Raw genomic sequence first — 25,172 nt, forward strand, 5'->3', positions numbered from 1 at the left:
CTTTATGCGCTGGCACGCTCCGCCATGGCCGGATCGTAATAATTCTCATGCAGGAATCGCAGCGTGGCGATCCCGTCCGCCGGACGGCCGAAATGATAGCCCTGGCCCATGCCGCAGCCGAGCGTGCGCAGCTTCACCGCCTCGGCATAATCCTCGATGCCTTCGGCCACGACTTCTAGTTCCAGGCCGTCGCACATGGTCAGGATCGCCTTGATGATGTGTTCGGAGGCGCGGTCGGAGTTGATGCGCGAAACGAAGGCGCGGTCGATCTTGATCTTGTCGAAGATGAAATCGCGCAGCCGCCCCAGGCTGGATTGGCCGGTGCCGAAATCGTCGAGCGAAATGCGCACACCGGCGGCGCGAAGATCGGCGATGATGCGGTGGGCGGTATCGGCCGAGCTCATCACCGCGGTCTCGGTGATCTCCAGTTCCAGGCGATGCGGATCGAAGCCGACGCGGCCGAGGATCGACAATACGCTGCCGCTGGTGCCCGGATCCATCAGCTGGGCCGAGGAGAGATTGAACGACAGGAAGAGTTCGCGCGGCCAGGAAAGGGCGGCTTCGGCGGCCTTGCGCAGCAGCGCCTCCGACAGCGCATCGATGAAGCCGCGCTCTTCGGCGAGCGGCACGAAGACGCCGGGCGAGACGAAGCCGAGATCGGGATCGTTCCAGCGGGCGAGCGCCTCGAAGCCGACCACCTGGTTGTTGGACAGCGAGACGATCGGCTGGAAATGCACATCGATCGCGTCGGAGATGATGGCGTTTCGGAGCGCCTGCTCCAGCTGCGTCGCGCGCTTCATTTCCTGGGCGATTTCGCGCGAATAGACGGTGATCTGGCCGCGGCCGCGGCGCTTGGAACGGTAAAGCGCGGTTTCCGCACTCTTCAGCAGCTCCTCGCAATCCTCGCCGGCAAAGGGGTAGATGGCAAAGCCGAGAGAGGCGGAGAGACGGACGTTGCGGTCGCCGAGATCATAGGGAGCCGACAGCACCTCGCGGATCATCTGGCCGAATTTCTCGGCACTGGCGCGCTCGAAAATCAGCGGCAGCACGAAGGCGAATTCATCGCCGTCGTGGCGGGTGACCAATGCGCCATCGGGAATGCAGGCCCGGAGGCGATGGGCGACCTGGCACAGGATTTCATCGCCGGCTGTCGAGCCGAAGAGATCGTTGATCGGCTTGAAACTGTCGAGATTGGCGATGCCGATGGTGAAGGGGGCCGGATCGCTGGCGCGCTCGGAGGAGATCTGCAAGACCTTGTCCCGCAGCCGATTCCGATTTCCCAATCCGGTCAGCGGATCGGTATAGGCCATCGCTTGAAGCTCATTCTGACCGACGGTCAAGAAAGCTGTTTCCGCCGATTTCATTCTCCACCCGAGCTTTCCCGCGCCATGCAAAGAATGACCGCCATGTCTTAACAATTCGATAGTAAATCGTCTGGCATTGCCGCTTGAAGCGCCCTAAATCTGGGGAGTTGACGCGTATGCCCGATTAAATCTCTTTCTTTTCAGGCATGTCGCGATCCTGCAACCGCGGCGGCGCGCACGGCCTCATCCATCAGGTGTTTCTGAAATATGGCCTCGAGCATGTCGGGACTGACGGGTTTCATGATGACATCGTCCATGCCCGCCTTGACGCATTCGGCGCGGTCTCTTTCGAAGGCCTGGGTGAGAACGCCGATGATCGGGGTGCGGGTTGCCCCGCCGGCTTCCTCCATCTGCCGGATCAGGCGGGCGGCCTCGAAGCCGTTGAAGCCCGGCAGGGAAATATCCATCAGCACGATCTGCGGCCGGTGTTCGGCCCAGAGGCGCACGGCCTCGTCGCCGGTCGCGGCGATCATATGGCGATAGCCGAGGCCTTCGAGGATCTGCGAAAAAACGATCTGATTGATATCATTGTCTTCGGCGACGAGAACCTGCAGGCCGACCACATCGTCGGAAATGCTGATTTCCCAATCCGTATCCGCGCCAGTGCCGCTGTTGCGGCTGTTGCGGTTGAAATGGCGGGCGATCTGGAAGGTGAGCTCGTTGGCGATCTGGAAGCCGTCCATGACAAGCGACGGGATGCCGTATTGCTCGGCGAGCTCCAGGCAGCGCATGCCCATCTGATTGTCGATGATCAGGAGATCGAGCGAGATGCCGGAGGAGGTGGCGATTTCCAGGAACCGCTCCTCCTCGTCCTCGCCGCGGACCGAGCAGGATTCGAAACCGTATTTCGACAGTGTGCGCAAAGCGGCGGTCTCGGCGGCGAGGTCGGCGGTGACGACGAGGACCTTGCGGCCGGAGAAATTCTCCGGAACGATCGCTTCCATCGCCGCCGGCTCACGGCGCTCGACGGCGCTCGGCATCGGCACATAGGCCCGGCGGTAGCTTTGATGGCTCGAGGTGGTGATCGCCGATGCCCGGCCGAACTCCTCGAGATCGGCGCCGTCGCGCGGCAGGTCCTGCATGGTCGACACCAGGAAATAGCGGCCCGGCTTGCCGATGCGATGCTTACGGCTGACGATGTCGCGCTCGATGCCGTCGCGGGAGATCTGCCGCTGGCGGGAGATGGACATCTCGCCGGTCTCCAGCACGTGACGGTCGCTTTCTTCGAAGCGCTTGGCGATCTCGTCGGAAAAGAGATCGGCGCTCTTGCGGCCGAGCACCTCGTCGGCGCTCGTCTGATATTTCTCGCAGAAGGCAAGGTTGACCGCGACATAGGTGAGGTTGCGGTCCTTGACGAAAAGCGGGAACGGCAGATTGTCGAGAATATCCTCGGTGAGCTGCACGCGCTCCAGGTCCGAGCGCCATTGCTCTTCGCGCTTCTTGTCCTCCGATATATCGGAAATGATGGTGACGCCGTAACCGCCCGGCAGCCTGCGCTTGGCGAAACGGACCCAGCTGTCGGCACCGTGGCGCTCGACGGATTCGAAGCGCTCGCGCCAATGCGAGGCGATTTTCTGCGACAGCCAGTCCTCGCGGCTGAGCGAGCCGCGCTGCTTCACGTCATATTGCTGGCGAATGCCGGTATCGTAGACCGCGCCGAGGAAATCGCGAAGCCGCGTGCCGGGCTTCAGCATCTCAGGCGGCAGCGGGAAGAATTCGAGCGTCTGGCGGCTTGCGAAGATCAGATGATCGTTCTTGTCGTAAATGATGAAAGCGGCCGAAAGGCTGTCGCACACCACATCGAAAAGCGCCGTCTGCAGATCGGCGTCGGCGGAAATCCCGTCGGTTTCCGATGATGTGTCCGCCTTTTCGAAGCCGGCACTCATTCCATTGCGTCCCACATCTGTTCGATTTCACAGCTTCCGGAGGTATATGATTAGAAATGCCATTTTTATGTTAAAACCGGCTTAACATTACCTATTCCCAAGTTTGGGGAGAGCCGCCGATCAGGCTTTGGGAAAGCCTGTCGAAACCCCTTCCCTCCGGCCCACGAATCCTCGAAAATAGCCCATGGCCATCAGACAGCTTTCCGAAACGCTCATCAATCAGATCGCCGCCGGCGAAGTCATCGAACGGCCGGCGAGCGCTGCCAAGGAACTGATCGAAAACGCGCTCGATGCCGGCGCAACGCGCATCGAGATCGCCACGGCGGGCGGCGGCAAGGCGCTGCTGCGCGTCAGCGACAACGGCTCGGGCATGGACGCGGCCGATCTGGAACTGGCGGTTCGGCGCCACTGCACCTCGAAATTATCCGACACGCTCGAGGATATCCGCACGCTCGGCTTCCGCGGCGAGGCGCTGCCCTCGATCGGCTCGGTCGCGAGGCTCAGCATCGCCAGCCGCAGGCGCGACAGCGACGGCGGTCACGAGATCGCCGTGATCGCCGGCAAGATCGCGCATATGCGCCCGGCCGCCGCCAATCCCGGGACGATCGTCGAAGTGCGCGACCTGTTCTTCGCCACACCTGCGCGGCTCAAGTTCCTGAAGACGGAGAAGGCCGAGGCCGGCGCGATTACCGAAATCGTCAAGCGCATGGCGATCGCCTTTCCCGCTGTGCGCTTCGTGCTGTCGGGCTCGGACCGCGCGACGCTGGAATTTCCGGCGACCGGCGACGATCACCTGGCGCGTATGGCGCAGGTGCTCGGCAAGGAATTCCGCGACAACGCCATCGCGCTCGACGCCGTGCGCGAGGAGATCTCGCTCACTGGCTTTGCCGGCGTGCCGACTTTCAACCGCGGCAATTCCGCCCATCAATATGCCTTCGTCAACGGCCGGCCGGTGCAGGACAAGCTGATCCTTTCGGCAATCCGCGGCGCCTATGCCGAGACCATCCCCTCAGGACGCTATCCGGTGGCGGTGCTGTCGATCACGCTCGATCCGGCTCTCGTCGACGTCAACGTCCATCCGGCCAAATCCGACGTGCGCTTCCGCGATCCCGGCCTGGTGCGCGGCCTGATCGTCGGCGCGATCCGCGAGGCCCTGGCACGCGACGGCAGCCGGGCGGCAACGACCGGGGCGAGCGACATGCTGCGCGCCTTCCGCCCCGGCTTCCAGTCCTACGCGCCGCGGCCGCAGACGGCATGGTCGGCCGAGACCTCGCCGTCGCGGCCCTACCAGCCGGCAATGGGGCTCGGTGAACGGCCACAGGCCTCCTTCGACGGACTGTCGATGCCGACGGCGCGGGCCGAACCGCAGTTTTCGCCGCAGCCCGCCGCCCCCGAACCGACCGCGCGCTATCCGCTCGGCGCGGCGCGGGCGCAGATCCACGCAAATTACATCGTCGCCCAGACCGAGGACGGGCTCGTCATCGTCGACCAGCATGCCGCGCACGAGCGGCTGGTGTTCGAGGCGATGCGCAAGGCGCTGCATTCGAAGCGGCTCGCCTCGCAGGTGCTGCTCATTCCCGAGATCATCGACATTCCGGAAGAGGATTGCGACCGGCTGATGCAGCATGCGGCCGAGCTTTCCGAGCTTGGCCTTTCGATCGAGCGTTTCGGCCCCGGGGCAATCGCCGTGCGCGAAACGCCGGCCATGCTCGGCGAGGTCGACGCGCATGGCCTGATCCGCCAGCTTGCCGACGAGATTGCCGAATGGGATACGGCGTCCGGCCTGTCGGCCAAGCTCGAATATGTGGCGGCGACCATGGCCTGCCACGGATCGGTGCGCTCCGGACGGCGGCTGCGGCCGGAGGAGATGAACGCGCTGCTCAGGGAAATGGAAGTGACGCCCGGCTCCGGTCAATGCAATCACGGCCGGCCGACCTATATCGAATTGAAGCTCAGCGATATCGAGCGGCTTTTCGGCAGAAGCTAAAAAAGCTGGAAAAGCAGCCCTTTCGAGAGTATGGCAAGGGGATGACAGACTGCAGGGAACGGAGCGCATGAATTTGTTCGAAGGCCATGGAAACCGCGAAGCGAAGATCCGGTATCTCGATGGCGATTTCCAGATTCTCTCGCCCGGCTCCTATGTCGTCTGTGCGATGACGGGAAAACAGGTGCCGCTCGACGAGTTGCGCTATTGGAGCGTCGCCCGCCAGGAACCCTATGCAGACGTGATCTCGGCGATCGAAGCCGACAAACGCGCCGGCGTGCTGCCGAACCAGCGGCGTTAGGCCCGTTCGGCTTTCTTCTCCCGCAAGCGCCGCTCGCGGCAGGCGACGATCGCCCGGTCGATGATGAGGCTTGGCGCGAGGTGATCCTCGAAGACCATGTCGACCTCGATCACCCGGCTCTTTTCGGCAAGCTCTGCCGCCTTGCCGGGATGGCCGGAGAGGCGAACGAAATCCTTTGATGTCGTGACGATCAGAAGGCCTTGCCGCTCGGCGGTCGTCAGGAGGTCGTCGATCTCTTCCTCGGTCAGATGCTCGTGGTCGCCGAAGCTCCTGGCAACGACGATTTCGGCGCCGCGTGATTCCACAGTGCGGAAGAATTTGGCGGGATCGGCGATGCCGGCGAAGGCGAGCACCTTGGTGCCGGCGAGCGTATTGTCGCCGCGCACTTTCAGCGATGCGGTGAAATAGGGTTTGGCGGCGCGCGCCGCCATGCGGACGATCCTGTCGGCGGCATTGCCGCCGCCAACCTTCAGCAGGGCCGTCGCGTGACTGAGCTGCTGGCGGATCGGCGCCCGGACCGGGCCGCCCGGCACGATATGGCCGTTGCCGAGGCCGCGCGTCGCATCGATGACCAGCAGGGCATAGTCGATCGCCAGCCGGGCACTCTGGAAACCGTCGTCCATGATGATGAGATCGGCGCCTTCGGCCACCAGACGCTGAGCCCCGTCGACGCGCCTTCGGGAAATCACCGTCAGCGCCTCCTGGGCAAGCAGCAGCGGCTCGTCGCCGACGGCAACCGCCCGGTGATGATCGGGATCGACCACCGTCGTCACGTCGAGCGAGCCGCCGTAACCGCGGCTGAGAAAGCCCGGCTTCAGCCCCTTGGCCTTGGCGGCGCGGGCAATGGTCAGCGCCGTCGGCGTCTTGCCGGCGCCGCCGACGGTGAAATTGCCGACGCAGATGACCGGAATGGGAACGGAGGCGCGGCGCGCATGGGCCATACGATGGCCGGCGATACGGCCGTAGAGAAAGGAAAGCGGCGCGAGCAGCCAGGCCCGCCAATCGGCTTTCCTCCACCAGAACGGCGGCGCTTCGGATATCATCTTGCCGTTCTGCTCCCTGCCCGGCTGGCGACGGTCGAACCCCGCGCTTTTCGCCCGGGTCGGATTGAGAAGCCAAAACCGATGAAAATGCAAGTCCTTACAGGTTTAGGCCGGCTGCAGATCCGGCAACAGCGTCTCGATGGCGGTGATATCGTCGAGCACGTGATGGGCGGCCGCAGCAAGCGAATCGCGCGAACCAGTGCCCGTCAGCACCGCGATCCTCAGCCCGGCACCGGCATTCAGCCCCATGTGGAGATCGTGGTTGTTGTCGCCGACCATGGCGACCTCTTCTGGCAAGAGGCCGGTCGCGGCACAGAAGCCGAGCAGCATGCCCGGCTCGGGTTTGGTGCCGAAACCGCTGTCATAACCGGCGATGTAATCGACATAGCGGGCAAAACCGAAGCGTTCCGCCGTCTGGCGGATAGAACGCTCGTTGTCGCTGGAGGCGACGCCGAGCTTGAAACCGCGTCCGTGCAGCCTTGCGAAGAAGCCGGCGAGGTCGGTCACCGGCACGGAAAATTCGGCGGCGCTGGAAAAGAGTTCGTCGAGGCGCACCGTCAGTTCACCGACATCGACCATCGAGCCCGCGGCAACCAGGCCCTCGGCGATCTGGCGGGTATTGCCGGCGGCAAGCAGGCTGTCGGGAACGATATGGCCGGTGACCGGATCCATGCCGCAGGCGGCAAGCAGCCGGTCGGCGAGAAGCGGATCTCCTTCCGCGGCAATGCGGGCAAGCTCGCGATTGACCGGCAGCCAGCTCTCGTCATAGTCGAGCAGCGTGCCGTCCTTGTCGAAGAGAATGCCTTTGATAGGGGCCGCAGCCGACATGATATATCCTTAGACTTGGGCCACGGCTTTCGGCAACAGCCGCGCCTTTACCGTCAGCGGATTGATATAGGGTTCCAGCCCCTTCACGGTCGCGGTCAGCGCGCCGCGCATCTCGTGCACGGCGGTGATGCCGGCCTCGATCATGGTGCGACGGGCCTCGTCGTTGATCAGCAGGTAATGCACGCCCTTGGCCAGCATCTCGGTATCGCGCACCATGCGGGCGCTGCCGCTGCGGGCAAGCTTCTGATAGGCATCGCGGAAATTCTGCACATGGCCGCCGGAGAGGACGGCGCAGCCAAGCATGGCGGGCTCCAGCGGGTTCTGGCCGCCTTCGGCAAAGAGCGAGCGTCCGACGAAGGCGATTTCCGTCAGTCTCAAATAGAGGCCCATTTCGCCGATCGTATCGCCGAGGAAAATATCGACATCGGCCGACAGGACATCGTCACGGGTGCGACGGGCGACCTTCAGCCCCTGCTTGACGAGCGCTGCCTCGATCTCGTCGCAGCGTTCCGGGTGACGCGGCACGATGATCGTCAATTGACGATCGCGCTCTCTCAGCGCCCGATGGACGATGGCGGCGGCATTCTCCTCACCGTCGAAGGTCGAGATCGCCGCCCAGGTCTTGCGCTCGCCGATCTGCTTCTTGTAGCGGGCAAGGACAGCGCTGTCATAGGGCGGTGCGTCGGTATCGACCTTCAGATTGCCTGAGGTGATCACGGGGACAGCGCCGAGATCGCGGAAACGTTCGGCATCCATATCCGACTGGGCGATGACGAGAGCCAGATTCTCGAACAAGGCTTCGGCGATTGCCGGGCGGCGGCGCCAGCGGGCAAAGGAGCGGTCCGACATGCGGGCATTGATCAGGATCTGCGGAATCCGGCGGCGGCCGAGTTCCAGCACCGTTGCCGGCCAGATCTCGGATTCGGCGATGATGGCGCAATCGGGCTGCCAATAATCGAGGAAGCGGCTGACGGAGGGCTTCAGATCGAGCGGCACATATTGATGGATCGCCTCATTGCCGAGCCGCTCGGCGGCCAATCTGGCGGAGGTGATGGTGCCGGTCGTCAGGATGACATGGATGTCGCGGCGGCGGATTTCGCGGATCAGCGGGATGACGGCATTGGTTTCACCCACACTTGCGGCATGAAACCAGACGAGCGGGCCTTGCGGCCGGTTGGCGCTCGGATAGCCGAAGCGCTCCAGGCGGCGCGCCCGGTCTTCCTTGCCCTTGGCCGTGCGGTAGGTGATATAGAGGCCGACAACAGGAGAGGCCACGGTTCCCGCCAGACGGTATGCGCTCAGACCGAACCGAGCCATCCGGGAGCTCATTGCGCCAGCCTCCGATCCAAGATCGACATCAAACCCATTCCCTCATTATCGTTGCGGCCCAATGACCGATCAATTTGTTCAGAATGCGTCAGGCAATCCGGAACGACGCGCGCCCGATGCGCGAAAACCCTGTGCGCCGGAGGTCGCCGGCGGCACTTGCGGATGGCCTTGGCCGAGGTCGCCAGCCGAGCTCAGTTGCCGAGGTTCAGTCGCCTCGGGCCTTTTCCTGCGGATCGAGCAACCGATGCATATGGACGATGAAGTAGCGCATATGCGCATTGTCGACCGTCTGCTGCGCCTTCGATTTCCAGGCTGTCAGCGCCGTGGCATAATCCGGGAAAATGCCGACGATATCGAGATCCTTCAGATCACGGAACTGGACGTCATCGAGGCTTTCCAGTTCGCCGCCAAAAACGAGATGCAAAAGCTGCTTCTTGTCACCGGATTCAGTCATTTTTTGTTCTCTTTCTGCCTGTTCTCCTCCGTCATCCCATCTGCGGGATTTTGACGGAAACGTCAACTGTCTCTTCGCCCCGCAAATGCCGTGAGAAATTCATCGATGCGCGACGCGGGTGCTGCGCAAAGAACCTTGTGGGTCACGTCGGCGCTGTTGTAGACGACCGGCCGGCCGTCGAGATCGACGAGGCCACCGCCGGCGCAAGCCAGAATGAGATCGGCGGCGGCCAAGTCCCAATCATGCGAATTGCCCTTGACGAAGGTGCCTTCGAGGCGACCGTCCGCCACCATAGCGATGCGATAGGCGAGTGAGGGAATGTATTTCTGGCGCGTGACCCGGGCGCGGAACTCCGGCGGGAAGGTCGTCAGCAGGTCCTCGCCGATCGCAAGGCGGCTCGTCTCTTCCGCTCCGGCGACGGAGACGGCGAGCGGCACGCCGTTCTTCATCGCCACCCCGCCCTCGACGGCCTGATAGAGCTCTTCGAGCGCCGGGGCGTAGAGCACACCGGCAACCGGCCGGCCGCAATGAACGACCGCGACGCTGACGCACCAGACCTTCTGCCCGCCGAGGAAGGCGCGCGTGCCGTCGATCGGATCGATGATGAAAACCGTCTGACGCCCGAGACGGTCGGCATCGTCGTCGGTTTCTTCAGAGAGCCAGCCGTAATCCGGCCGGGCCTTGCGCAGAATGGTCTCGAGCGTCTTGTTGGCGGCAAAATCGGCGGCGCTGACGGGGGAGCGATCGCCGTTCTTCCACCAGACCTCGGGCGATTGGTTGAAGAAGCCGAAAGCAACCGCACCCGCCTCTTTCGCGGCATCGGCGATCAGCATCAGATCGCTCTGCCAGCGGTCCTTGTTGCTATCGCTCATCCCATCGATCCGTTTCTCAATTCAATCCTGGGAGCATGATGTCGCCCGAAAATCGCGCATCATGTCTCTGCTTTATGCATTACAGACGCGCAGCTCGGTTTTGCGCGACCGCTCTAGCGCCCTGCAAGCGTCATGCCTTCAATGGCGAAGGTCGGGGCGGCCACGCCGAATTTTCGGTCGATGTCGTTTGCCGGCGTCAGGCGCATGAACATCTCCTTGAGGTTCGAGGCGATCGTCACCTCGGACACCGGGAAAGTCAGTTCGCCGTTCTCGATCCAGAAGCCCGTGGCGCCTCGGCTGTATTCGCCGGTGATCATGTTGACGCCGTGGCCGATCAATTCGGTGATATAAAAACCGTTGCCGACACTGCGGATCAGCTCCTCCGGCGAGATGTCGCCGGGTTCCAGCGCAAGGTTGCTGGAGGACGGCGAGACCGATGTGCCGCCGCGCACGCCGCGGCCGTTGGTTTCCAGACCCAGCTCGCGAGCGGTCGAGGTCGAGAGGAACCAGTGCTTCAAGACGCCGTCCTCAATCATCACCAGCCGCTCGCCCGACACGCCCTCGCCGTCGAAGGGCCGCGAGGCGGGGCCGCGCACAATCAGCGGATCGTCTGATATCGACAGGCCCGACTTCAGCACCTGCTGCCCCATCCTGTCGCGCAGGAAGCTGGACTTACGGGCAACGGCAGCGCCGTTGATCGCGCCGGCGATATGGCCGACGAAGCCGCGGGCGACGCGCGGGTCGAAAATGACGGTGACGTCCTTGCCGGTCGGCACCTGGCGCGGGTTGATGCGCTTGACCACCCGTTCGCCGGCGCGGCGGCCGATTTCGGCGGGATCGTCGAGCTCGGCATAATAGAGGCGGCTGTCGAAATCATAGTCGCGCTCCATGCCGGTGCCTTCGCCTGCGATGACGCTGACGGAATGGCCGAAACGCGAAGCCATGTAGCTGCCCGCAAAACCGTGCGAGGTGGCGAGAACCAGGCCGCCCATGCCGGCCGAGGCGCCGGCGCCGGAAGAATTGGTGACACCCTTGACCGCAAGGGCCGCCGTCTCGGCGGCAAGAGCCGCCTCGCGCAGCATCTCGGAGGAGACTTCGGTGGTATCGAGCAGTTGCAGGTCGGGATAGGATCTCGAAAGGCTCGCCTCATCCGCCAGACAGGCGAAGGGATCTTCCGGCGAGACTTTGGCCATGGCGACGGCGCGTTCGGCAAGCGCCTTGAGATCGAAGCCCGGATTGGCCGAAACGCTGGCGACACGCTTGCCGATGAAGACGCGCAGCGAAAAATCGTCGCTTTCGGAGGATTCCGTGCCCTCGACCTTGCCGAGGCGGACGCTGACCGATTGCGAGCGCGACCGGACGACGACGGCGTCGGCGGCATCCGCTCCTGCCTTCCTGGCCAGATCGATCAATTGACTTGCGCGGGAAAGAAGTGTCGAGGAATCGATTTCAGAGGACATGATTTGGCCTTTCCTTCGGCTTCCATTTATTGTGCACTCTCCCAAGCATCAAGGCCGCCGCCACCGATTCTTTGTCGGGGCTGGCTGCATGTTCCCCGCCGTCGAAAGAAATCGCCAGCATGTCCGCGCCCAATGCCCTTTTTTCCGAAACGATCCTGCTGCTCGGCGGAGCGGTCGTGGCCGCGCCGATCTTCAAGAAGCTCGGGCTCGGCACCGTGCTCGGCTATCTCGCTGCCGGCATCGTCATCGGCCCGGTCTTCCACGGCATCACCGATGGCGAACAGATCTTCAACGTCGCCGAACTCGGTGTGGTCTTCCTGCTGTTCATCATCGGACTGGAGCTGAAACCCAGCCGCCTCTGGCAGATGCGGCGCGACATTTTCGGCCTCGGCACGGCGCAGGTGGTGGTGACCGGGCTGGCGCTGACGGCGCTCGCCTGGTTTTCGGAGGTTTTCGACTGGCGCGGCAGCATCGTCGCCGGATTTGGCCTGGCCCTGTCTTCGACCGCCTTCGCCATGCAGATCCTCGAGGGCGATGGCGACGTCAATACGCGATATGGGCAGCGCTCCTTCTCGATGCTCCTGTTCCAGGATCTGGCGATCGTGCCGCTGCTCGCGCTGATCACCATTCTCGACGGCGGCAGGGGCAGCAATGCGCCGCTGCTCGGTTTTGCGGTCGCCATCGGCGCCGTCGCGGCGATGATCCTGATGGGGCGCTACCTGCTGACGCCGCTCTTCCAGATCATCGCCCGGACCGGCGCGCGCGAGGCGATGATCGCCGCCGCCCTCTTCGTCGTCATGGGATCGGCAAGCCTGATGCAGCTTGCCGGGCTTTCGATGGCGATGGGCGCCTTCCTGTCCGGCGTGATGCTGGCCGAATCCTCCTACCGGCACGAGCTGGAGGCGGATATCGAGCCCTTCCGCGGCGTCCTGCTCGCTATCTTTTTCATCGCCGTCGGCCTGTCGCTGGAGCTCGACGTTCTCCTGGACAACGTGCTCTTCGTCATCGTCACCGTGCCGATCGTCATGGCGGTCAAGGCGGTCATCATCTATGGGCTCTGCCGGATCTCGGGGTCGCCGCATGACGATGCGATCCGCATCGCCTTCCTGCTGCCGCAGGGCGGCGAATTCGGCTTCGTGCTGTTTACCACGGCGGGGACGGCCGGGCTGATGTCGACGAGCACCGCGTCGCTGCTGGTGGCGATCGTCACGCTCTCCATGGCGCTGACGCCGATCGGCGCGGCCCTTTCGAAGCGGCTCTTGCGCGGCGACGCGCATGAGGAGCTGGACGAGGATTTCGAGGGCGCGGGCGCCGACGTGCTGATGGTCGGCTTCTCGCGTTTCGGCCAGATCGCCGCCCAGATCCTGCTTGCCGGCGGGCGCAGCGTCACCGTCATCGATTTTTCGGCGGACCGCATCCGCCAGGCCTCCTCCTTCGGCTTCCGCATCTATTTCGGCGACGGCGCCCGCAAGGACGTGCTGCGCTCGGCCGGCATCGACCGGGCAAAAATCGTGCTCGTCTGCACGCAGAAGAAGGAGATCACCGACAAGGTGGTGGAACTGGTGCAGGCGGACTATCCGCATACCAGGCTCTATGTTCGCTCCTACGACCGCATCCATTCGATCGAGCTGCGCAACAAGGGCGTCGATTACGAACTGCGCGAAACGCTGGAATCGGGCCTGCTCTTCGGGCGGCGAACGCTGGAGGCGCTCGGCGTTTCCGAGGTCGACGCCTATGAGATCGGCGAGGATATCCGCAAGCGCGACGAGGCACGGCTGGTGCTGCAGGTGTCCGAAGGGCTGCAGGCCGGGCGCGACATGCTGTTTTCCCACCCGGTCCGTCCCGAACCGCTAGTCAAGCCGAAACGCGCCAGCGATGCTTTCGAGGACGACCCGCTGGCAGGCACCGCCGATGCGACGGCGGACGCATAAATCAACGCCGCGACGTGCCAGGCTTGCGCGGATTGAACGGCGGCAGAGGCAAAGGCTACTGCCAGAATCTGTCAGCATATCTCTGTAGAGTTCCTCCTGAAACCCAAACAGGAGGCTCACCATGATCGACGGCAACGGCGTTCTCCTTTTCGTAGCCGACGCAGCCGATCCCGACGGGCACCGCCTGCGCGTCTACAACGTTGCGGAGGGCTGAAACATGTCCCGCAGCTGGATCGCTGTCGCCTCAGCAAACCATGTCCGCATCGGGCGCGAAGCCGGGTTCATGCAGGTCTGTCATGGCAAGGCCGCACCGCTGAAGCGAAGCGCGCCCGGCGACCGGGTGATCTACTATTCACCGACCGAAACATTTGGCGGCAAGGATCGCCTGCAGGCGTTCACGGCCATTGGCGTGGTCGAGGAAACGGCGGCATATCAGGTGGAAGTTCACCCCGGTTTCCGCCCCTGGAGGCGCGATGTCGCCTGGTGGCGGGCCGTGGAAACGCCGATCCGGCCGCTCATCGGTCGGCTGTCCTTCACGAGCGATCGGGCAGGCTGGGGCTATCGATTGCGCTTTGGTCTCTTCGAAATCGACAATGACGATGCCGAGCTCATCGCCGAAGCGATGCTCGCTGAACCGCTCATGCACGCCGCCCGGATGCGTGCAGCGGTTCCCGTGCAAGGTTCTTTAGCGCTTTAGCCGCGCTTCGATCTCGCGGTCGAGGGCAAACTTCAAATCGTCCTTGACGCCGACCGACATGGCTAGCACTTCGCGGGCCTTGAGGAAATCCATGACGCCGGTGCGGCCGACTGCCGGGCGCAGGAAGATATGCGGCTCACGGATCTTCAGCTTCAGCGTGATCGCCGTCTGCATCATCAGCTGGCCGGAGCCGAAGATGCTTTCCATGCGGTTCGGAATATGGGTGCCGTCGCCCTCCGGCGCGCCGACGACATCGATGCCGATGACGATGTCGGCAAGATCCATCAGTGGTTCGTAGGGCACCGGATTGCTGATGCCGCCGTCGATCATCACCCGGCCGCGCAGGCGCACAGGCATGAAGACGGCGGGAATGGCGGAAGAAGCGGCGAGTGCCGGAAACAGCTCCCCCTCTTCGATGATGACTTCGCTTTGCCCGTAATAGTCGGTGGTGATGACCTTCATCGGCACCAGCAGATCCTCGAAGCGGGCCGGCAGCTCGGAGGGCAAGAAGGCCTTGAGGATCCGCTCCAGATTGAACTGGCCGATACGGACGCCCTTGGCCACCGCATCGCGCACCGTCGCCGGCCTCAGGCCCCAGATGCGGGCGATGACGGCCGTCTTGTTGCCGACGGTCGCCAGCGCATGTTCGCGGATTGCGGCGCCGGACATGCCGGCGGCCATGCCGGCCCCCATGATCGCCCCCATCGACGAGCCTGACACCGCCACCGGCCGGATGCCGAGTTCGTCGAGCGTCTCGATGACATGGATATGGGCAAGCCCGCGCGCGCCGCCGCCGCCGAAAGCGACGGCGACCGTCGGAAGATCGCTGATCGCAGGCAGTTTCGGGCTGATGATCTCTGCCTGCTGCACGCCCCGCCCCCGCTTATTGCGGCTGATACCGGAAGAAATGCACCCTCGTATCGCCAAAGATGCGGTTTTCGAGGAAAACATAGGAAGGATGTACGGAAACGACAATATCGGCGCGTTCTTCGAGCACCGCGATCGCGCCCGGCCGTAACCAGCCGCCGACGGCGGCGGCCGCCATCGCCTTTTCGCCGAGGCCCTTGCCATAGGGCGGGTCGGCAAACAGCACGTCGAAGGGTTCGAGGTTGCCGACGCTGCCGAGATCGGTGGCATCGCGGCGCAGGATGCGCGTGCGGCCGTGCAGGCCGAGCGCATCGATATTCTCCCAGAGCAGCGCCCTGCCCTCGACGCTGTTTTCGACGAAAAGCGCATGGCGACAGCCGCGCGACACGGCTTCGAGGCCGACGGCGCCGGTCCCGGCAAAAAGGTCGAGGATCCGGGTGCCGTCGACGCAGTCCGGATAGGCATGGCTCAATATATTGAACAGGCTCTCGCGCGTCCGGTCGGCAGTCGGCCGGATCTCGTTGGATTTTGGCACGGCGAGAGGCCGTCCGCGAAATTCACCGCCGACGATCCGCACCGCGCGTCATTCCCTTTCCTTTTCCACCACCTCTGGACGGTCCGCCCGCGGGCCTGTCGCCGCCCGGCCTGTCACTGCCCGGCTTGGCACCTTTCGGCTTACCGGAAAACTTCTTAGGCCCGCCTGGCTTGCCCGCAAAGCCCTTGCCGCGGGGCTTGTCACCCGCAGGCTTGTCGCCGAACGATCTCTCGCCGCGCGGACGCTCGGCGCGACCCTCGCCGGCAAAGCTTCTGGCTGCCCGCGGACGCTCGTCGCCATCCTCGCGCGGCCTGCGATCCCCACGCGGCTTGTCGCCAAACGGCCGATCGCCGCGCGGGCGCTCCGAGCGGGCCTCACCGGCGGCGGCTCTGGCTGCACGGGGACGCTCGTCACCATCGCCACGCGGCTTGCGGTCACCGCGCGGCTTGTCGCCGAAGGGGCGATCCCCGCGCGAGGGACGATCGCCGAAAGGCCGGTCGCCGCGCGGACGCTCCGAACGGCCTTCGCCGGCGGAGCTTCTGGTGCGCGGGCGTTCGTCGCCGCCTTCACGCGGGCGGCGTTCGCCGCGCGCCGGGCGGTCGCCAAAACCGCGGTCTTCGCGGGCGGAGCGATCCCCGAAGGAGCGCTTGCGGCCGGCGCCTTCGCCCTCATCCTTGCGACGGGGCTCTTCGCTCGAGCGGATCCATTCGCCATCCTCCTCGCGCACGCGGTTCACCTGCGTGCGCGGGCGATCCTCGATACGGTCGAAACCAGTGCCTTTTGCCGGCGGCGCCTCGCCGCGCCTGCGTGCGGTCTGGGCATTCTTGGCGGCCTTCGCCGCCGCCTTTTCGCCGAGCGGCCGGGCGCCCGGCGCCATCCAGACATTGGCGCTGCGGCGCTGGCCGAGCGGCTGGGGATGCTTCGGCTTGTCGTCATCCCTGCGGCCGCCGTCGCGGCGATCGTCATCTCTGCGGCCGCCGCCATGGCGGTCGTCGCGCTTGGTGTCGAGGCGGCTCAGCGCCCGTTCGCGCTTGTCCTCGCCGCGGCGCGGACGCTCGCGCTTTTCCGGGGCTGCGGGCTCCGCCTCTTCCTCGGCGGCAACGGCCGGGGCGTTATAGATCGGCGCGTCGAAATTGGCCTTGGCTTCCTCGATCAGGCGCGGGCCGAGCTGGTCGCGCAGCGTGCGGCCGCGCACTTCGATGACATGGCCTTCCGGCAAGTCGCCGAGCTGGAACGGGCCGTAGGAAATGCGGATCAGACGGTTGACGTCGAGGCCGAGCGCGCCGAGCACGTTCTTGATTTCGCGGTTCTTGCCTTCGCGAAGGCCCATGGTGATCCAGACGTTCGAGCCTTGCGTGCGGTCGAGCGTCGCCTCGATCGAGCCATAGAGCACGCCGTCGACGGCGATGCCGTCCTTCAGTCTGTCGAGCGCTTCCTGATCGATCTCGCCATGGGCGCGGACACGGTAGCGGCGCAGCCAGCCGGTCGCAGGCAGCTCGAGCGCGCGGGCAAGACCGCCATCATTGGTGAGCAGCAGCAGGCCTTCGGTGTTGATATCGAGGCGGCCGATCGACATGACCCGCGGCAGTTCTTCCGGCAGGTTGTCGAAGACGGTCGCCCGGCCTTCCGGATCGGCATTGGTGGTCACCAGGCCCGCGGGCTTGTGATAAAGCCACAGCCTGGTGCGCTCGATGCCGCGGATCGGCACGCCGTCGACCTCGATCCGATCGGCCAGCGTGACGTTGACGACCGGCGTGTCGAGAACCTTGCCGTTCAGCGTCACCCGGCCTTCCATGATCATGCGTTCGATGTCGCGGCGGGAGGCGACACCGGCGCGCGCCATCACCTTGGAAATGCGTTCCGCCTTCGCGTCGCCGTCGGTCTCGGCGGCGATCGCTGCCTTTGCCGGCTTGCCGCCGCCCTGCTTGCCGCCGGTCTTCGGCTCGGTGTCCCGTGAAAACGGCTTTGCGCCCGGGCGTTTTGGCTTGTCTTTGGGTGTCATTTGTTGTTTGCCTGCCTTTTGGGCCTGTCTATCAGGTCACGCATCTGCGGTTAAGTGGAAATTCGTGCGATCGTGAAGACAAATCGTTTCATGGAGATGGCGCTCGAAGAGGCGCGCGCCGCCGGAGAACGCGGCGAGGTGCCGATCGGCGCCGTCGTCGTCATCGACGATATTGCCGTTTCGCGCTCGGGAAACCGCACGCGTGAGCTCAACGACGTGACCGCCCACGCCGAAATCGCCGCAATCAGGCTCGCCTGCGAAGCGCTCGGACAAGAGCGCCTGGCCGGCGCCGATCTCTACGTGACGCTCGAGCCTTGCACCATGTGCGCTGCAGCCATCTCGTTTGCGCGCATCCGCCGGCTCTATTACGGCGCCGAAGACCCGAAGGGCGGCGGCGTCGACAATGGCGTGCGGTTCTATACGCAGCCGACCTGCCACCACGCGCCAGAGGTCTATTCCGGCTTCAACGAGGTGCAATCGGCCGAGATCTTGCGGACATTCTTTTCGCAAAAGAGAGAGGCGCTGTAATTCGCGGCACTTGTGCGCCGTCATACCTGCCTGGTTGTGCCCAAGACCCCTCCCCAACCCCTCCCCACAAGGGGGCGGGGCTTAACCTGCCGCACCGGTTTTCCATATCTGCGACGTTTCAAGTGGGACGAGGCGGGCGCTCCGGCTTAGCCCCTCCCCCTTGTGGGGAGGGGTTGGGGAGGGGTTTTGGCAAAGATGGCAGGGAACGGAGATGTTGCGGCGTGTCCCTTCGCCCCGTTTACGTGGGGAAGGTGCCGGCAGGCGGATGAGGGGCCCGTCGGCGAGGCGCCTAAGAAAACCCGCTATTGCAGCAGATTCCACCACTGATTGCCGCTGTTGGCGACCGCCGCGTCCTTCTTGCGCTTCTTTTGCTTCTTGAGCTCGGGCTCGCCGAGATCGTCGAGCTTGGCCGGATCGTCGACGGTGCGATAGCCGGGCGGCGGATCGGAAATATAGCGGCGCTGATCGATATAGGAGCCCTTCTGCAGGGCGCGAGCTTCGCGATAGGCCTTGGTCTGGGCTTCCGTCGTGCGGCGACCGCCTTCAATGGCGGAGCTGGCGAGCGGCGAACGGTAATTCGGATTGTCGGAGTTCGCATCAGCCTCGGAAACCAGGCGGGCGCGGGTTTCCTCCGGCGATTCGATCCATTGCGGATTGTCCTTGTTGGCGACCGTCTGCTGCGGCGCAACGAGGGTTTCCTTCTGCCCGGCGGCCGGCAGCACCAGCGTCGGACGCGGCGTGTATTTGACGCCCTTGTTCTTCGGGTCCGGCCCGGTCAACGATACGGACTGACCGAGGTCGTCGGTCAATTGCTCCATGGCTGTTTTGTCGGTGCCGTAGGTCGGGCTGCTGGCGCAGCTGGACACCAGGGAGCATCCCGCCATGACGACAGACAGGCAGGCGCCCATACGGAACCAATGCGTTGCGAACATGAAAACCCTTCCAGCCACCGGTGCAATCGTTGCCCAACCGGACAACCGTCCCCCTGACGCAAAAATCCGGCCATTTTCAGGCAGCTTTTACCGGATGAACCGCGAAAACGCAATTCACCCGGCAAATATCTTCAAGCGCCGATGCCGAGTTCACGCAAGGCGGCGGCGTCACGCGCCGAGACGTCGGGATAGGCCGGATCGGAACCGACATCCCTGGTGATGCGCCAGGAGCGGGCGCATTTCTCACCCTCTGCGAGCTTCGGCACGACGCTGACCTCAGGCACCTCGGCAAGGCGGAACGCCTCCGCCGGGCCTTGGCCTGATACAATCTCGATCGCCGAGGTGATGCAGACTTCGGTGAAGTCCTGGCCTTCCAGCGCCTTGATCAGCTCCGCATCGGCGATGTGGACGACGGGAGCCGCCTCCAGCGAGGAGCCGATGCGCTTATCCTTGCGCTCGATCTCCAGGGCGCCGGTGACGACCGAGCGGACGGCGCGGATCTTCTTCCACTTTTCCGCCAGGGCGTCGTTGCGCCATTCCTTGGCGACCGGGGCAAACTGCTCCAGATGCACGGAAACGGCCGATGGGTTGCGCGACAGCCAGGCCTCCTCGGTGGTGAAGGGCAGCATCGGAGCGAGCCAGGTCACCATGCAATCGAAAATCTGGCGGATGACGTGCAGGCTGGCGCGCCGGCGCAGGCTCGACGGCGCGTCGCAATAGAGCGCATCCTTGCGGACATCGAAATAGAAGGCCGAAAGCTCGACATTGGCGAAATCGATCAATGCGCGGGCGATCTTCTTGAAATCGAAGCTGTCGTAATTCTCGCGTACCAGCTCGTCGAGCTCGGTCAACCGGTGCAGCATCAGCTGCTCCAGCTCCGGCAGATCGGCAAGCGCAATCTCCTCGCCCTTGTCATGCGCCAGCGTCCCGAGCATCCAGCGGATGGTGTTGCGCAGCTTGCGATAGGCGTCGACATTGGTCTGGATGATCGTCTTGCCGACACGCAGGTCGTCGGCATAATCCGAGGTCATCACCCAGAGGCGCAGGATGTCGGCGCCGGCATCCTTCATCACTTCCTGCGGTGCTGTGACGTTGCCCTTCGATTTCGACATCTTCTCGCCCTTCTCGTCCATGGTGAAACCATGGGTGAGGACGGCGTTGTAAGGCGCACGGCCGCGGGTGGCAGCCGATTCCAAAAGCGAGGAATGGAACCAGCCGCGATGCTGGTCGGAACCTTCGAGATAAAGATCGGCCGGCCACTTCAGGTCGGGGCGGTCTTCGAGCGTGAAGGTGTGGGTCGAGCCCGAGTCGAACCAGACATCGAGAATATCCATGACCTGCTTCCAGCGGGAATGGTCGTGGTCATTGCCGAGGAAACGCTCCTTGGCGCCTTCGGCAAACCAGGCGTCGGCGCCTTCGACATCGAAGGCATCGAGGATGCGCCGGTTGACGGCATCATCCTGCAGCACTTCGCCCTGCTCGTCGACGAAGACGCAGATCGGCACGCCCCATGCTCTTTGACGAGAAAGGACCCAGTCCGGGCGCTGTTCGATCATCGCGCGCAGACGGTTCTGGCCGGCGGCGGGCACGAAGCGCGTGTCTTCGATTGCGTTCAGCGCCCGGGTGCGCAGCGTCGTTCCGTCCGACAGGGTCTTGTCCATATAGACGAACCACTGCGGCGTGTTGCGAAAGATCACCGGCTTCTTCGAGCGCCAGGAGTGCGGATATTGGTGCTTCAGCCGGCCGCGGGCAAAGAGCGCGCCGTAATCGATCAGCGCCTTGATGACACGATCATTGGCATCGCCCTTCTTGCCGTTGTCGTCGATGACGCGTGCCCCTTTCAGGCCGGGAGCGTCCGACGTGTAGAAGCCGCCGTCGTCCACCGGGAACGGGATCTTCGTCTCGATGCCGCGCCGATCAAGCTCGCGAGCATGCGTCATCCAGACGTCAAAGTCTTCGCGACCGTGGCTCGGAGCCGTGTGCACGAAGCCCGTACCCGCGTCGTCAGTGACATGATCACCGGCCAACAGTGGAACCTCGAACTTATAGCCGAGATCAAAAAGAGGATGATGGCAGACCAAGGTCTCCATTTCCTCGGCAGATACGTCGCCTATACGCCGATATTGCAGCTTGGCTTTCTCAAAGCTCTCGTCAACCAGGTTGTCCGCAAAGATAAGTTTTTCGCCTGGGCGCGGACCGAAATCATTGATGGCTTCGGTTACTTCATAAAGACCGTAAGCGACCTTAGGAGAGTAGGCGATCGCCCGATTACCAGGGATCGTCCACGGTGTCGTTGTCCAGATCACAACACAGGCATCAAGGAATTTATCCAGGCTTTGTTTGACATCCTTGCGTATCATTTCTCTTTGCTGATCTATGCTATCAACATCGCCCGGCTCCTTGTCGTTAACAGGTTCGAGGCCACGTCGTTCCGCAATCTCATCGATCAAGTCGTCGTTCGCATGAATGCGCGAAACCGGGAACTTCACCCAGATCGTGTCGCTCTCATAGTCATGGTATTCGACTTCGGCTTCCGCCAGCGCAGTGCGCTCGACGACCGACCACATGATCGGCTTGGAGCCGCGATAGAGCTGGCCGCTTGCGGCGATCTTCAGGAGCTCACCGGCGATGCGGCTTTCCGCATGGAAGTTCATCGTGAGGTACGGATTTTCGAAGTCGCCGACGATGCCGAGGCGCTGGAATTCGCCGCCCTGGACGGCGATCCACTTTTCGGCATAGGCGCGGCACTCGCGGCGGAACTCGATCATCGCCGACGGCTCGCTCAGGTCAGGTTTGGCCTTGCCCTTGGCGCGATAGTTTTCCTCCTCGATCTTCCATTCGATCGGCAGGCCGTGGCAATCCCAGCCGGGCACGTAATTGGCGTCGTAGCCGCGCATCTGGAACGAGCGGTTGATGACGTCCTTGAGGATCTTGTTCAGCGCGTGGCCGATATGGATGTTGCCGTTGGCATAGGGCGGGCCGTCGTGGAGGACGAATTTCTCGCGGCCGGCGGCGGAAGCGCGCAGTTTCTTGTAAAGACCCATCTCCTGCCAGCGCTTGACGAGCTCCGGCTCCTTCTGCGGCAGGCCGGCGCGCATCGGGAAATCGGTTTCGGGCAAATAGAGGGTCTTCGAATAATCGATCTTTTCGGCTGTGTCGGTCATATCGGGACAATCGTTTCTGGCGGCCCGGAAAGGGGCGCTACGGGCGTGAAAAAGCTGGTGACGGAAGCGCTCATGTAAGAGCGCTGAAAACCCGGACCTCCCGGCCGCTTAGCGCGCGCGGAAGGCCGGGCCGATAATTCGCATCGTGATCGCCAGCCGAAATTTCGTCATAGCGCCGGTTCATAGGCGTTTTTGCCGGGAAAAGGAAGAGAAGAATTCGCACGCCCGCAAACCTCGTCGAAAGCAGTAGGGCTGGAAAACGCTTACAGCATACGGTATGATCTGACTATCTGACCAGTTTCTGTCGCAGGCATAGACGCATGAAAAAAGTGACGAAGCAAAGCTGGAAGCTCGAGGAGGCGAAAGCGCGCTTCAGCGAGGTGGTTCGCCGCGCCCACAGCGAAGGACCACAGCGCGTGACGGTTCGCGGCCGCGACAGCGTCGTCGTCATCAGCGTCGAAGAGCTCGACCAGCTGACCAAAGCCGAGCCGAAGAAGCCTTTCGTCGCCTTCATGGAGAGCCTGGATCTCAAAGAGCTCGGCCTTGAGCGAGAGGCCGATTCCGGGCGGGATACCGAGCTGTGATCGGCTGGCTGCTCGATACCAACGTCATTGCCGCGCTGATCAATCCCAACGGCGCCCCCTCCGTCAAATCCTGGGCTGCGGCTCAAGACGAGGAGAGGATGTTCATCAGCATCCTCACGCTGGCCGAATATGACAAAGGCATCGAAAACCTGCCTGAGGACGATCAGAACCGCTATCGCTATGCGGCCTCCCGCGATGCCTTGGAGGAGCGGTTTTCGCAACGCATTCTCTCGTTGAGCGACACGGCCGTCAGGCATTGGGGCGTCATTTCGGGGCGCGTGAAACTGCGAACCGGACATGCGCCATCGGTTGTCGACACGATGCTGGCCGCTACGGCAATCGAGCACAATCTCTATCTGGCCACGCGAAACGTCAGGGATACGCGCTTCTCCGGCGCGGCGGTCTTCGATCCGTGGACCAATGATCCCGATCAATTTCCGTTGAGCCGGAGATAACTCAAGGCAATCAGGAAAAGCACAATTTCCCATCCAGCGCGCCGAGCGGTCTAACGCCCGACAGCAGCGCCCTCGCCTCTTCCTCGTCGCGCTTGATCTGGGCGACCAGCGGATCGAGACCGTCGAATTTCAGTTCGGGTCTGATATAGCCGAAGAATGAGACGGCACAGAGTTGACCGTAGAGATCGCCGCTGAAGTCGAAGAGATAGGTTTCGAGCAGCGGCGCGCCGTTTGCCGTCACCGTCGGGCGGCGGCCGTAGCTGGCGACGCCATCGTGCAGCGTGCCGTCCTGGCGGCGGAACCGGACGGCGTAGATGCCGGCGGCAAGATCGACCTCCGGCGGCAGGCGCATATTGGCCGTCGGGAAACCGAGCTGCCGGCCGAGTTTCTCGCCGTCGATCACCTCGGCTTCCACCGTATAGCGGTAGCCCAGCATGCCGGCGACTTCGCTGACGCTGCCTTCCTTCAAAAGCGCACGGATATGGCTCGACGACACGACATCGGCATTTTCGTCACGGAAGGCATCGATCAGGGTGACGCCGAAACCATAGGTCTGGCCGGCATTCATGAGGAAGGCCGGACCGCCCTCGCGGCCGCGGCCGAAATGGAAGTCGAAGCCGGTGACGACTTCGGAGGCGCCGAGCCAATCTTTCAGGATCGAATGGATGAAATCATCGGCCGAGCGCTGCGAGAATTCGTAGTCGAAGGGATATTCGATGACGGCGCTGAACCCCAGGGTCTCCAGGATGCGGGCCTTGAGCGGCGCCGGCGTCAGCCGGAAGACCGGCGCCTGCGGCTGGAAGACCGTGCGCGGATGCGGCTCGAAGGTCAGCACCAGAGCGGGGATACCGCGCGCTTTGGAAATTTCCAGCGCGCGATTCAACACCGACTGGTGGCCGCGGTGCACGCCGTCGAAATTGCCGATGGCAATGACGCCGCCTTTGAGATGGGCGGGTAGAGGTTCCCGGGTTTCATTGCGGTGGAAAACGGTCATCGGCTGGCTTCTCTTTATGCGAGGCGTGGCATCCACCACTTCGGCGCGGCTTTTTCGCGCTCGAGATAGGCGTTCAGGATCGCCTCGTCGGTCTCGCCGTTCAACGTGTATTCCTTGGCGTGGATACCGCCGCTGATGTAAAGAAGGTCGAGGCCGTAATTCAAGGCGCCGCGCACATCGGTCGGCATGCCGTCGCCGATCGCCAGCACGCGCTCGACGGGGAAATCGCCGCGAAGCTCGCGGGCAGCGGCCAGCGTCGCCTCGTAGATCGGGCGGTGCGGTTTTCCGGCGATGCGGGTGCTGCCGCCGAGCTGCTCATAATAGGCGGCCATGGCGCCGGCGCAGGGAATGATGCGATGGCCGCGCTCGACGACGAGGTCGGGATTGGCACAGATCATCGGCACCTCGCGGGCTTTGAATTCGAGAAGCATGTCGGTGTAATCCTCCGGCTTCTCGGTCTCGTCGTCGAAAAAGCCGGTGCAGACGAGTGATTGCGCTTCGCCCGCCGGCCGGCGCTCGACGCCAATGCCTTCGAGGAGCGCTTTGTCACGCTCGGGGCCGAGCAGAAAGACCGTCTTCGGCCCTTCGGCGATCAGCCGGCGCGTGACGTCGCCTGAGGTGACGATCCGGTCGTAGGCGCCGTCGGGCACGCCGATCTGGCGCAGTTGCTCGACCACCTGCCAGGAAAGGCGTGGCGAATTGGTGATGAGGACGACGGCAACGCCGCTTGCGCGTGCCGCTGCAAGAGCCGCGGCCGCCTTCGGAAACGGATCGACGCCATTGTGAACGACGCCCCAGACATCGCAGAGCACCACATCATAGTGACCTGTTATCTCCGAGAAGTTCTCTATCCGCCTGGCCATTCCGATTTCCCCGCTTCAGTCACCGGTGACATTGCAAAGGCGCAAGGCGATGGCAAGGCCTTTTCTTTATCATGCTGCAACGGGCCGGGCTTCGGCGGC

22 protein-coding genes are annotated in these 25,172 nt (G+C 63.5%); 7 read left to right on the plus strand and 15 right to left on the minus strand.

All coding sequences use genetic code 11. The features are described 5' to 3' along the window. Positions 1-2 precede the first annotated feature (2 nt). Together CO666_RS23380 and CO666_RS23385 are read right to left on the minus strand one after the other, a co-directional pair. A complete protein-coding gene (locus CO666_RS23380) occupies positions 3-1,364 on the minus strand; it encodes a putative bifunctional diguanylate cyclase/phosphodiesterase (protein WP_085736386.1) in 1,362 nt (453 codons plus the stop codon). 140 nt (positions 1,365-1,504) lie between these two features. Continuing rightward, on the minus strand, positions 1,505-3,250 hold the full coding sequence (locus CO666_RS23385) for a response regulator (protein ID WP_097614536.1): 1,746 nt from the start codon (positions 3,248-3,250) through the stop codon (positions 1,505-1,507). Positions 3,251-3,434: 184 nt separating this feature from the next. On the opposite strand from CO666_RS23385, the gene mutL reads away from it, so the two are divergent. Both mutL and CO666_RS23395 read left to right on the plus strand, forming a co-directional pair. After that, entirely contained in the window at positions 3,435-5,237 is a 1,803-nt protein-coding gene (gene mutL / locus CO666_RS23390; RefSeq protein WP_097614537.1) for a DNA mismatch repair endonuclease MutL, read from the plus strand. Positions 5,238-5,304: 67 nt separating this feature from the next. After that, on the plus strand, positions 5,305-5,535 hold the full coding sequence (locus CO666_RS23395; protein WP_003570032.1) for a DUF2093 domain-containing protein: 231 nt from the start codon (positions 5,305-5,307) through the stop codon (positions 5,533-5,535). On the opposite strand, the gene lpxK is transcribed toward CO666_RS23395, so the two are convergent. The 6 genes from lpxK to CO666_RS23425 form a co-directional block, all read right to left on the minus strand. Next, positions 5,532-6,578, minus strand: a complete 1,047-nt coding sequence (gene lpxK, locus CO666_RS23400) for a tetraacyldisaccharide 4'-kinase (RefSeq protein ID WP_097614584.1) — start codon at positions 6,576-6,578, stop codon at positions 5,532-5,534. The genes CO666_RS23395 and lpxK overlap by 4 nt on opposite strands. A 105-nt stretch (positions 6,579-6,683) precedes the next feature. Beyond that, positions 6,684-7,406 (minus strand): HAD family hydrolase, encoded by a 723-nt coding sequence (locus CO666_RS23405; RefSeq protein ID WP_097614538.1) that lies wholly within the window; start codon positions 7,404-7,406, stop codon positions 6,684-6,686. A 9-nt stretch (positions 7,407-7,415) separates the two neighbouring features. After that, a complete protein-coding gene (gene waaA / locus CO666_RS23410; RefSeq protein WP_097614539.1) occupies positions 7,416-8,735 on the minus strand; it encodes a lipid IV(A) 3-deoxy-D-manno-octulosonic acid transferase in 1,320 nt (439 codons plus the stop codon). A 205-nt stretch (positions 8,736-8,940) separates the two neighbouring features. Further along, a complete protein-coding gene (locus CO666_RS23415) occupies positions 8,941-9,189 on the minus strand; it encodes a DUF4170 domain-containing protein (protein WP_097614540.1) in 249 nt (82 codons plus the stop codon). Positions 9,190-9,251: 62 nt separating this feature from the next. Next, the gene (locus CO666_RS23420; protein WP_097614541.1) at positions 9,252-10,061 is read right to left on the minus strand and encodes a 3'(2'),5'-bisphosphate nucleotidase CysQ; all 810 of its coding nucleotides are present in this window, start codon (positions 10,059-10,061) and stop codon (positions 9,252-9,254) included. Positions 10,062-10,174: 113 nt separating this feature from the next. Next, positions 10,175-11,521, minus strand: coding sequence for a TldD/PmbA family protein (locus CO666_RS23425; protein ID WP_097614542.1), 1,347 nt, complete (start codon positions 11,519-11,521; stop codon positions 10,175-10,177). Positions 11,522-11,640: 119 nt separating this feature from the next. Between CO666_RS23425 and CO666_RS23430 the strand changes: the two genes are divergently transcribed. After that, a complete protein-coding gene (locus CO666_RS23430) occupies positions 11,641-13,452 on the plus strand; it encodes a monovalent cation:proton antiporter-2 (CPA2) family protein (RefSeq protein WP_097614543.1) in 1,812 nt (603 codons plus the stop codon). Positions 13,453-13,669: 217 nt separating this feature from the next. Then, entirely contained in the window at positions 13,670-14,149 is a 480-nt protein-coding gene (locus CO666_RS23435) for an EVE domain-containing protein (RefSeq protein ID WP_097614544.1), read from the plus strand. On the opposite strand, the gene CO666_RS23440 is transcribed toward CO666_RS23435, so the two are convergent. From CO666_RS23440 to CO666_RS23450, 3 genes are read right to left on the minus strand one after another with little or no spacing between them, the layout of a single operon-like run. Beyond that, entirely contained in the window at positions 14,138-15,019 is an 882-nt protein-coding gene (locus tag CO666_RS23440; protein ID WP_097614545.1) for a patatin-like phospholipase family protein, read from the minus strand. The two genes, CO666_RS23435 and CO666_RS23440, sit on opposite strands and share 12 nt — an antisense overlap. Before the next feature lie 13 nt (positions 15,020-15,032). Beyond that, entirely contained in the window at positions 15,033-15,593 is a 561-nt protein-coding gene (gene rsmD, locus CO666_RS23445) for a 16S rRNA (guanine(966)-N(2))-methyltransferase RsmD (RefSeq protein WP_097614546.1), read from the minus strand. Further along, entirely contained in the window at positions 15,574-17,553 is a 1,980-nt protein-coding gene (locus CO666_RS23450; protein WP_097614547.1) for a pseudouridine synthase, read from the minus strand. The genes rsmD and CO666_RS23450 overlap by 20 nt, the downstream gene beginning before the upstream one ends. A gap of 90 nt (positions 17,554-17,643) precedes the next feature. Between CO666_RS23450 and CO666_RS23455 the strand changes: the two genes are divergently transcribed. Next, a complete protein-coding gene (locus tag CO666_RS23455) occupies positions 17,644-18,081 on the plus strand; it encodes a nucleoside deaminase (protein WP_097614548.1) in 438 nt (145 codons plus the stop codon). A 302-nt stretch (positions 18,082-18,383) separates the two neighbouring features. On the opposite strand, the gene CO666_RS23460 is transcribed toward CO666_RS23455, so the two are convergent. Both CO666_RS23460 and ileS read right to left on the minus strand, forming a co-directional pair. After that, positions 18,384-19,013 (minus strand): hypothetical protein, encoded by a 630-nt coding sequence (locus CO666_RS23460; protein WP_097614549.1) that lies wholly within the window; start codon positions 19,011-19,013, stop codon positions 18,384-18,386. 131 nt (positions 19,014-19,144) lie between these two features. Then, positions 19,145-22,177, minus strand: coding sequence for an isoleucine--tRNA ligase (gene ileS, locus CO666_RS23465; RefSeq protein WP_097614550.1), 3,033 nt, complete (start codon positions 22,175-22,177; stop codon positions 19,145-19,147). A gap of 320 nt (positions 22,178-22,497) precedes the next feature. Here ileS and CO666_RS23475 point away from each other — a divergent pair, with 320 nt between their 5' ends. Beyond that, positions 22,498-22,761, plus strand: a complete 264-nt coding sequence (locus tag CO666_RS23475) for a type II toxin-antitoxin system Phd/YefM family antitoxin (protein ID WP_097614551.1) — start codon at positions 22,498-22,500, stop codon at positions 22,759-22,761. Beyond that, the gene (locus CO666_RS23480; RefSeq protein WP_097614552.1) at positions 22,758-23,216 is read left to right on the plus strand and encodes a type II toxin-antitoxin system VapC family toxin; all 459 of its coding nucleotides are present in this window, start codon (positions 22,758-22,760) and stop codon (positions 23,214-23,216) included. Before CO666_RS23475 ends, CO666_RS23480 begins: the two co-directional genes overlap by 4 nt. Positions 23,217-23,226: 10 nt before the next feature. On the opposite strand, the gene CO666_RS23485 is transcribed toward CO666_RS23480, so the two are convergent. After that, entirely contained in the window at positions 23,227-24,210 is a 984-nt protein-coding gene (locus tag CO666_RS23485; protein ID WP_097614553.1) for a bifunctional riboflavin kinase/FAD synthetase, read from the minus strand. Between the two features lie 14 nt (positions 24,211-24,224). Next, on the minus strand, positions 24,225-25,073 hold the full coding sequence (locus CO666_RS23490) for a TIGR01459 family HAD-type hydrolase (protein WP_097614554.1): 849 nt from the start codon (positions 25,071-25,073) through the stop codon (positions 24,225-24,227). Positions 25,074-25,172: the final 99 nt, after the last annotated feature.

This window comes from Rhizobium chutanense (assembly GCF_002531935.1).
Taxonomy (GTDB): Bacteria; Pseudomonadota; Alphaproteobacteria; order Rhizobiales; family Rhizobiaceae; genus Rhizobium; species Rhizobium chutanense.

Excerpts from the sequence above, each read along its gene's own strand:
- CO666_RS23405 (WP_097614538.1), bottom strand. The coding sequence starts at position 7,406 with ATGTCGGCTGCGGCCCCTATCAAAGGCATTCTCTTCGACAAGGACGGC.
- CO666_RS23385 (WP_097614536.1), bottom strand. The coding sequence starts at position 3,250 with ATGAGTGCCGGCTTCGAAAAGGCGGACACATCATCGGAAACCGACGGG.
- CO666_RS23380 (WP_085736386.1), bottom strand. The coding sequence starts at position 1,364 with ATGAAATCGGCGGAAACAGCTTTCTTGACCGTCGGTCAGAATGAGCTT.
- CO666_RS23460 (WP_097614549.1), bottom strand. The coding sequence starts at position 19,013 with ATGTTCGCAACGCATTGGTTCCGTATGGGCGCCTGCCTGTCTGTCGTC.
- CO666_RS23415 (WP_097614540.1), bottom strand. The coding sequence starts at position 9,189 with ATGACTGAATCCGGTGACAAGAAGCAGCTTTTGCATCTCGTTTTTGGC.
- lpxK (WP_097614584.1), bottom strand. The coding sequence starts at position 6,578 with ATGATATCCGAAGCGCCGCCGTTCTGGTGGAGGAAAGCCGATTGGCGG.
- ileS (WP_097614550.1), bottom strand. The coding sequence starts at position 22,177 with ATGACCGACACAGCCGAAAAGATCGATTATTCGAAGACCCTCTATTTG.
- CO666_RS23485 (WP_097614553.1), bottom strand. The coding sequence starts at position 24,210 with ATGACCGTTTTCCACCGCAATGAAACCCGGGAACCTCTACCCGCCCAT.
- CO666_RS23490 (WP_097614554.1), bottom strand. The coding sequence starts at position 25,073 with ATGGCCAGGCGGATAGAGAACTTCTCGGAGATAACAGGTCACTATGAT.
- CO666_RS23435 (WP_097614544.1), top strand. The coding sequence starts at position 13,670 with ATGTCCCGCAGCTGGATCGCTGTCGCCTCAGCAAACCATGTCCGCATC.
- waaA (WP_097614539.1), bottom strand. The coding sequence starts at position 8,735 with ATGAGCTCCCGGATGGCTCGGTTCGGTCTGAGCGCATACCGTCTGGCG.
- CO666_RS23430 (WP_097614543.1), top strand. The coding sequence starts at position 11,641 with ATGTCCGCGCCCAATGCCCTTTTTTCCGAAACGATCCTGCTGCTCGGC.
- CO666_RS23475 (WP_097614551.1), top strand. The coding sequence starts at position 22,498 with ATGAAAAAAGTGACGAAGCAAAGCTGGAAGCTCGAGGAGGCGAAAGCG.
- CO666_RS23420 (WP_097614541.1), bottom strand. The coding sequence starts at position 10,061 with ATGAGCGATAGCAACAAGGACCGCTGGCAGAGCGATCTGATGCTGATC.
- CO666_RS23395 (WP_003570032.1), top strand. The coding sequence starts at position 5,305 with ATGAATTTGTTCGAAGGCCATGGAAACCGCGAAGCGAAGATCCGGTAT.
- CO666_RS23425 (WP_097614542.1), bottom strand. The coding sequence starts at position 11,521 with ATGTCCTCTGAAATCGATTCCTCGACACTTCTTTCCCGCGCAAGTCAA.
- mutL (WP_097614537.1), top strand. The coding sequence starts at position 3,435 with ATGGCCATCAGACAGCTTTCCGAAACGCTCATCAATCAGATCGCCGCC.
- CO666_RS23450 (WP_097614547.1), bottom strand. The coding sequence starts at position 17,553 with ATGACACCCAAAGACAAGCCAAAACGCCCGGGCGCAAAGCCGTTTTCA.
- CO666_RS23455 (WP_097614548.1), top strand. The coding sequence starts at position 17,644 with ATGGAGATGGCGCTCGAAGAGGCGCGCGCCGCCGGAGAACGCGGCGAG.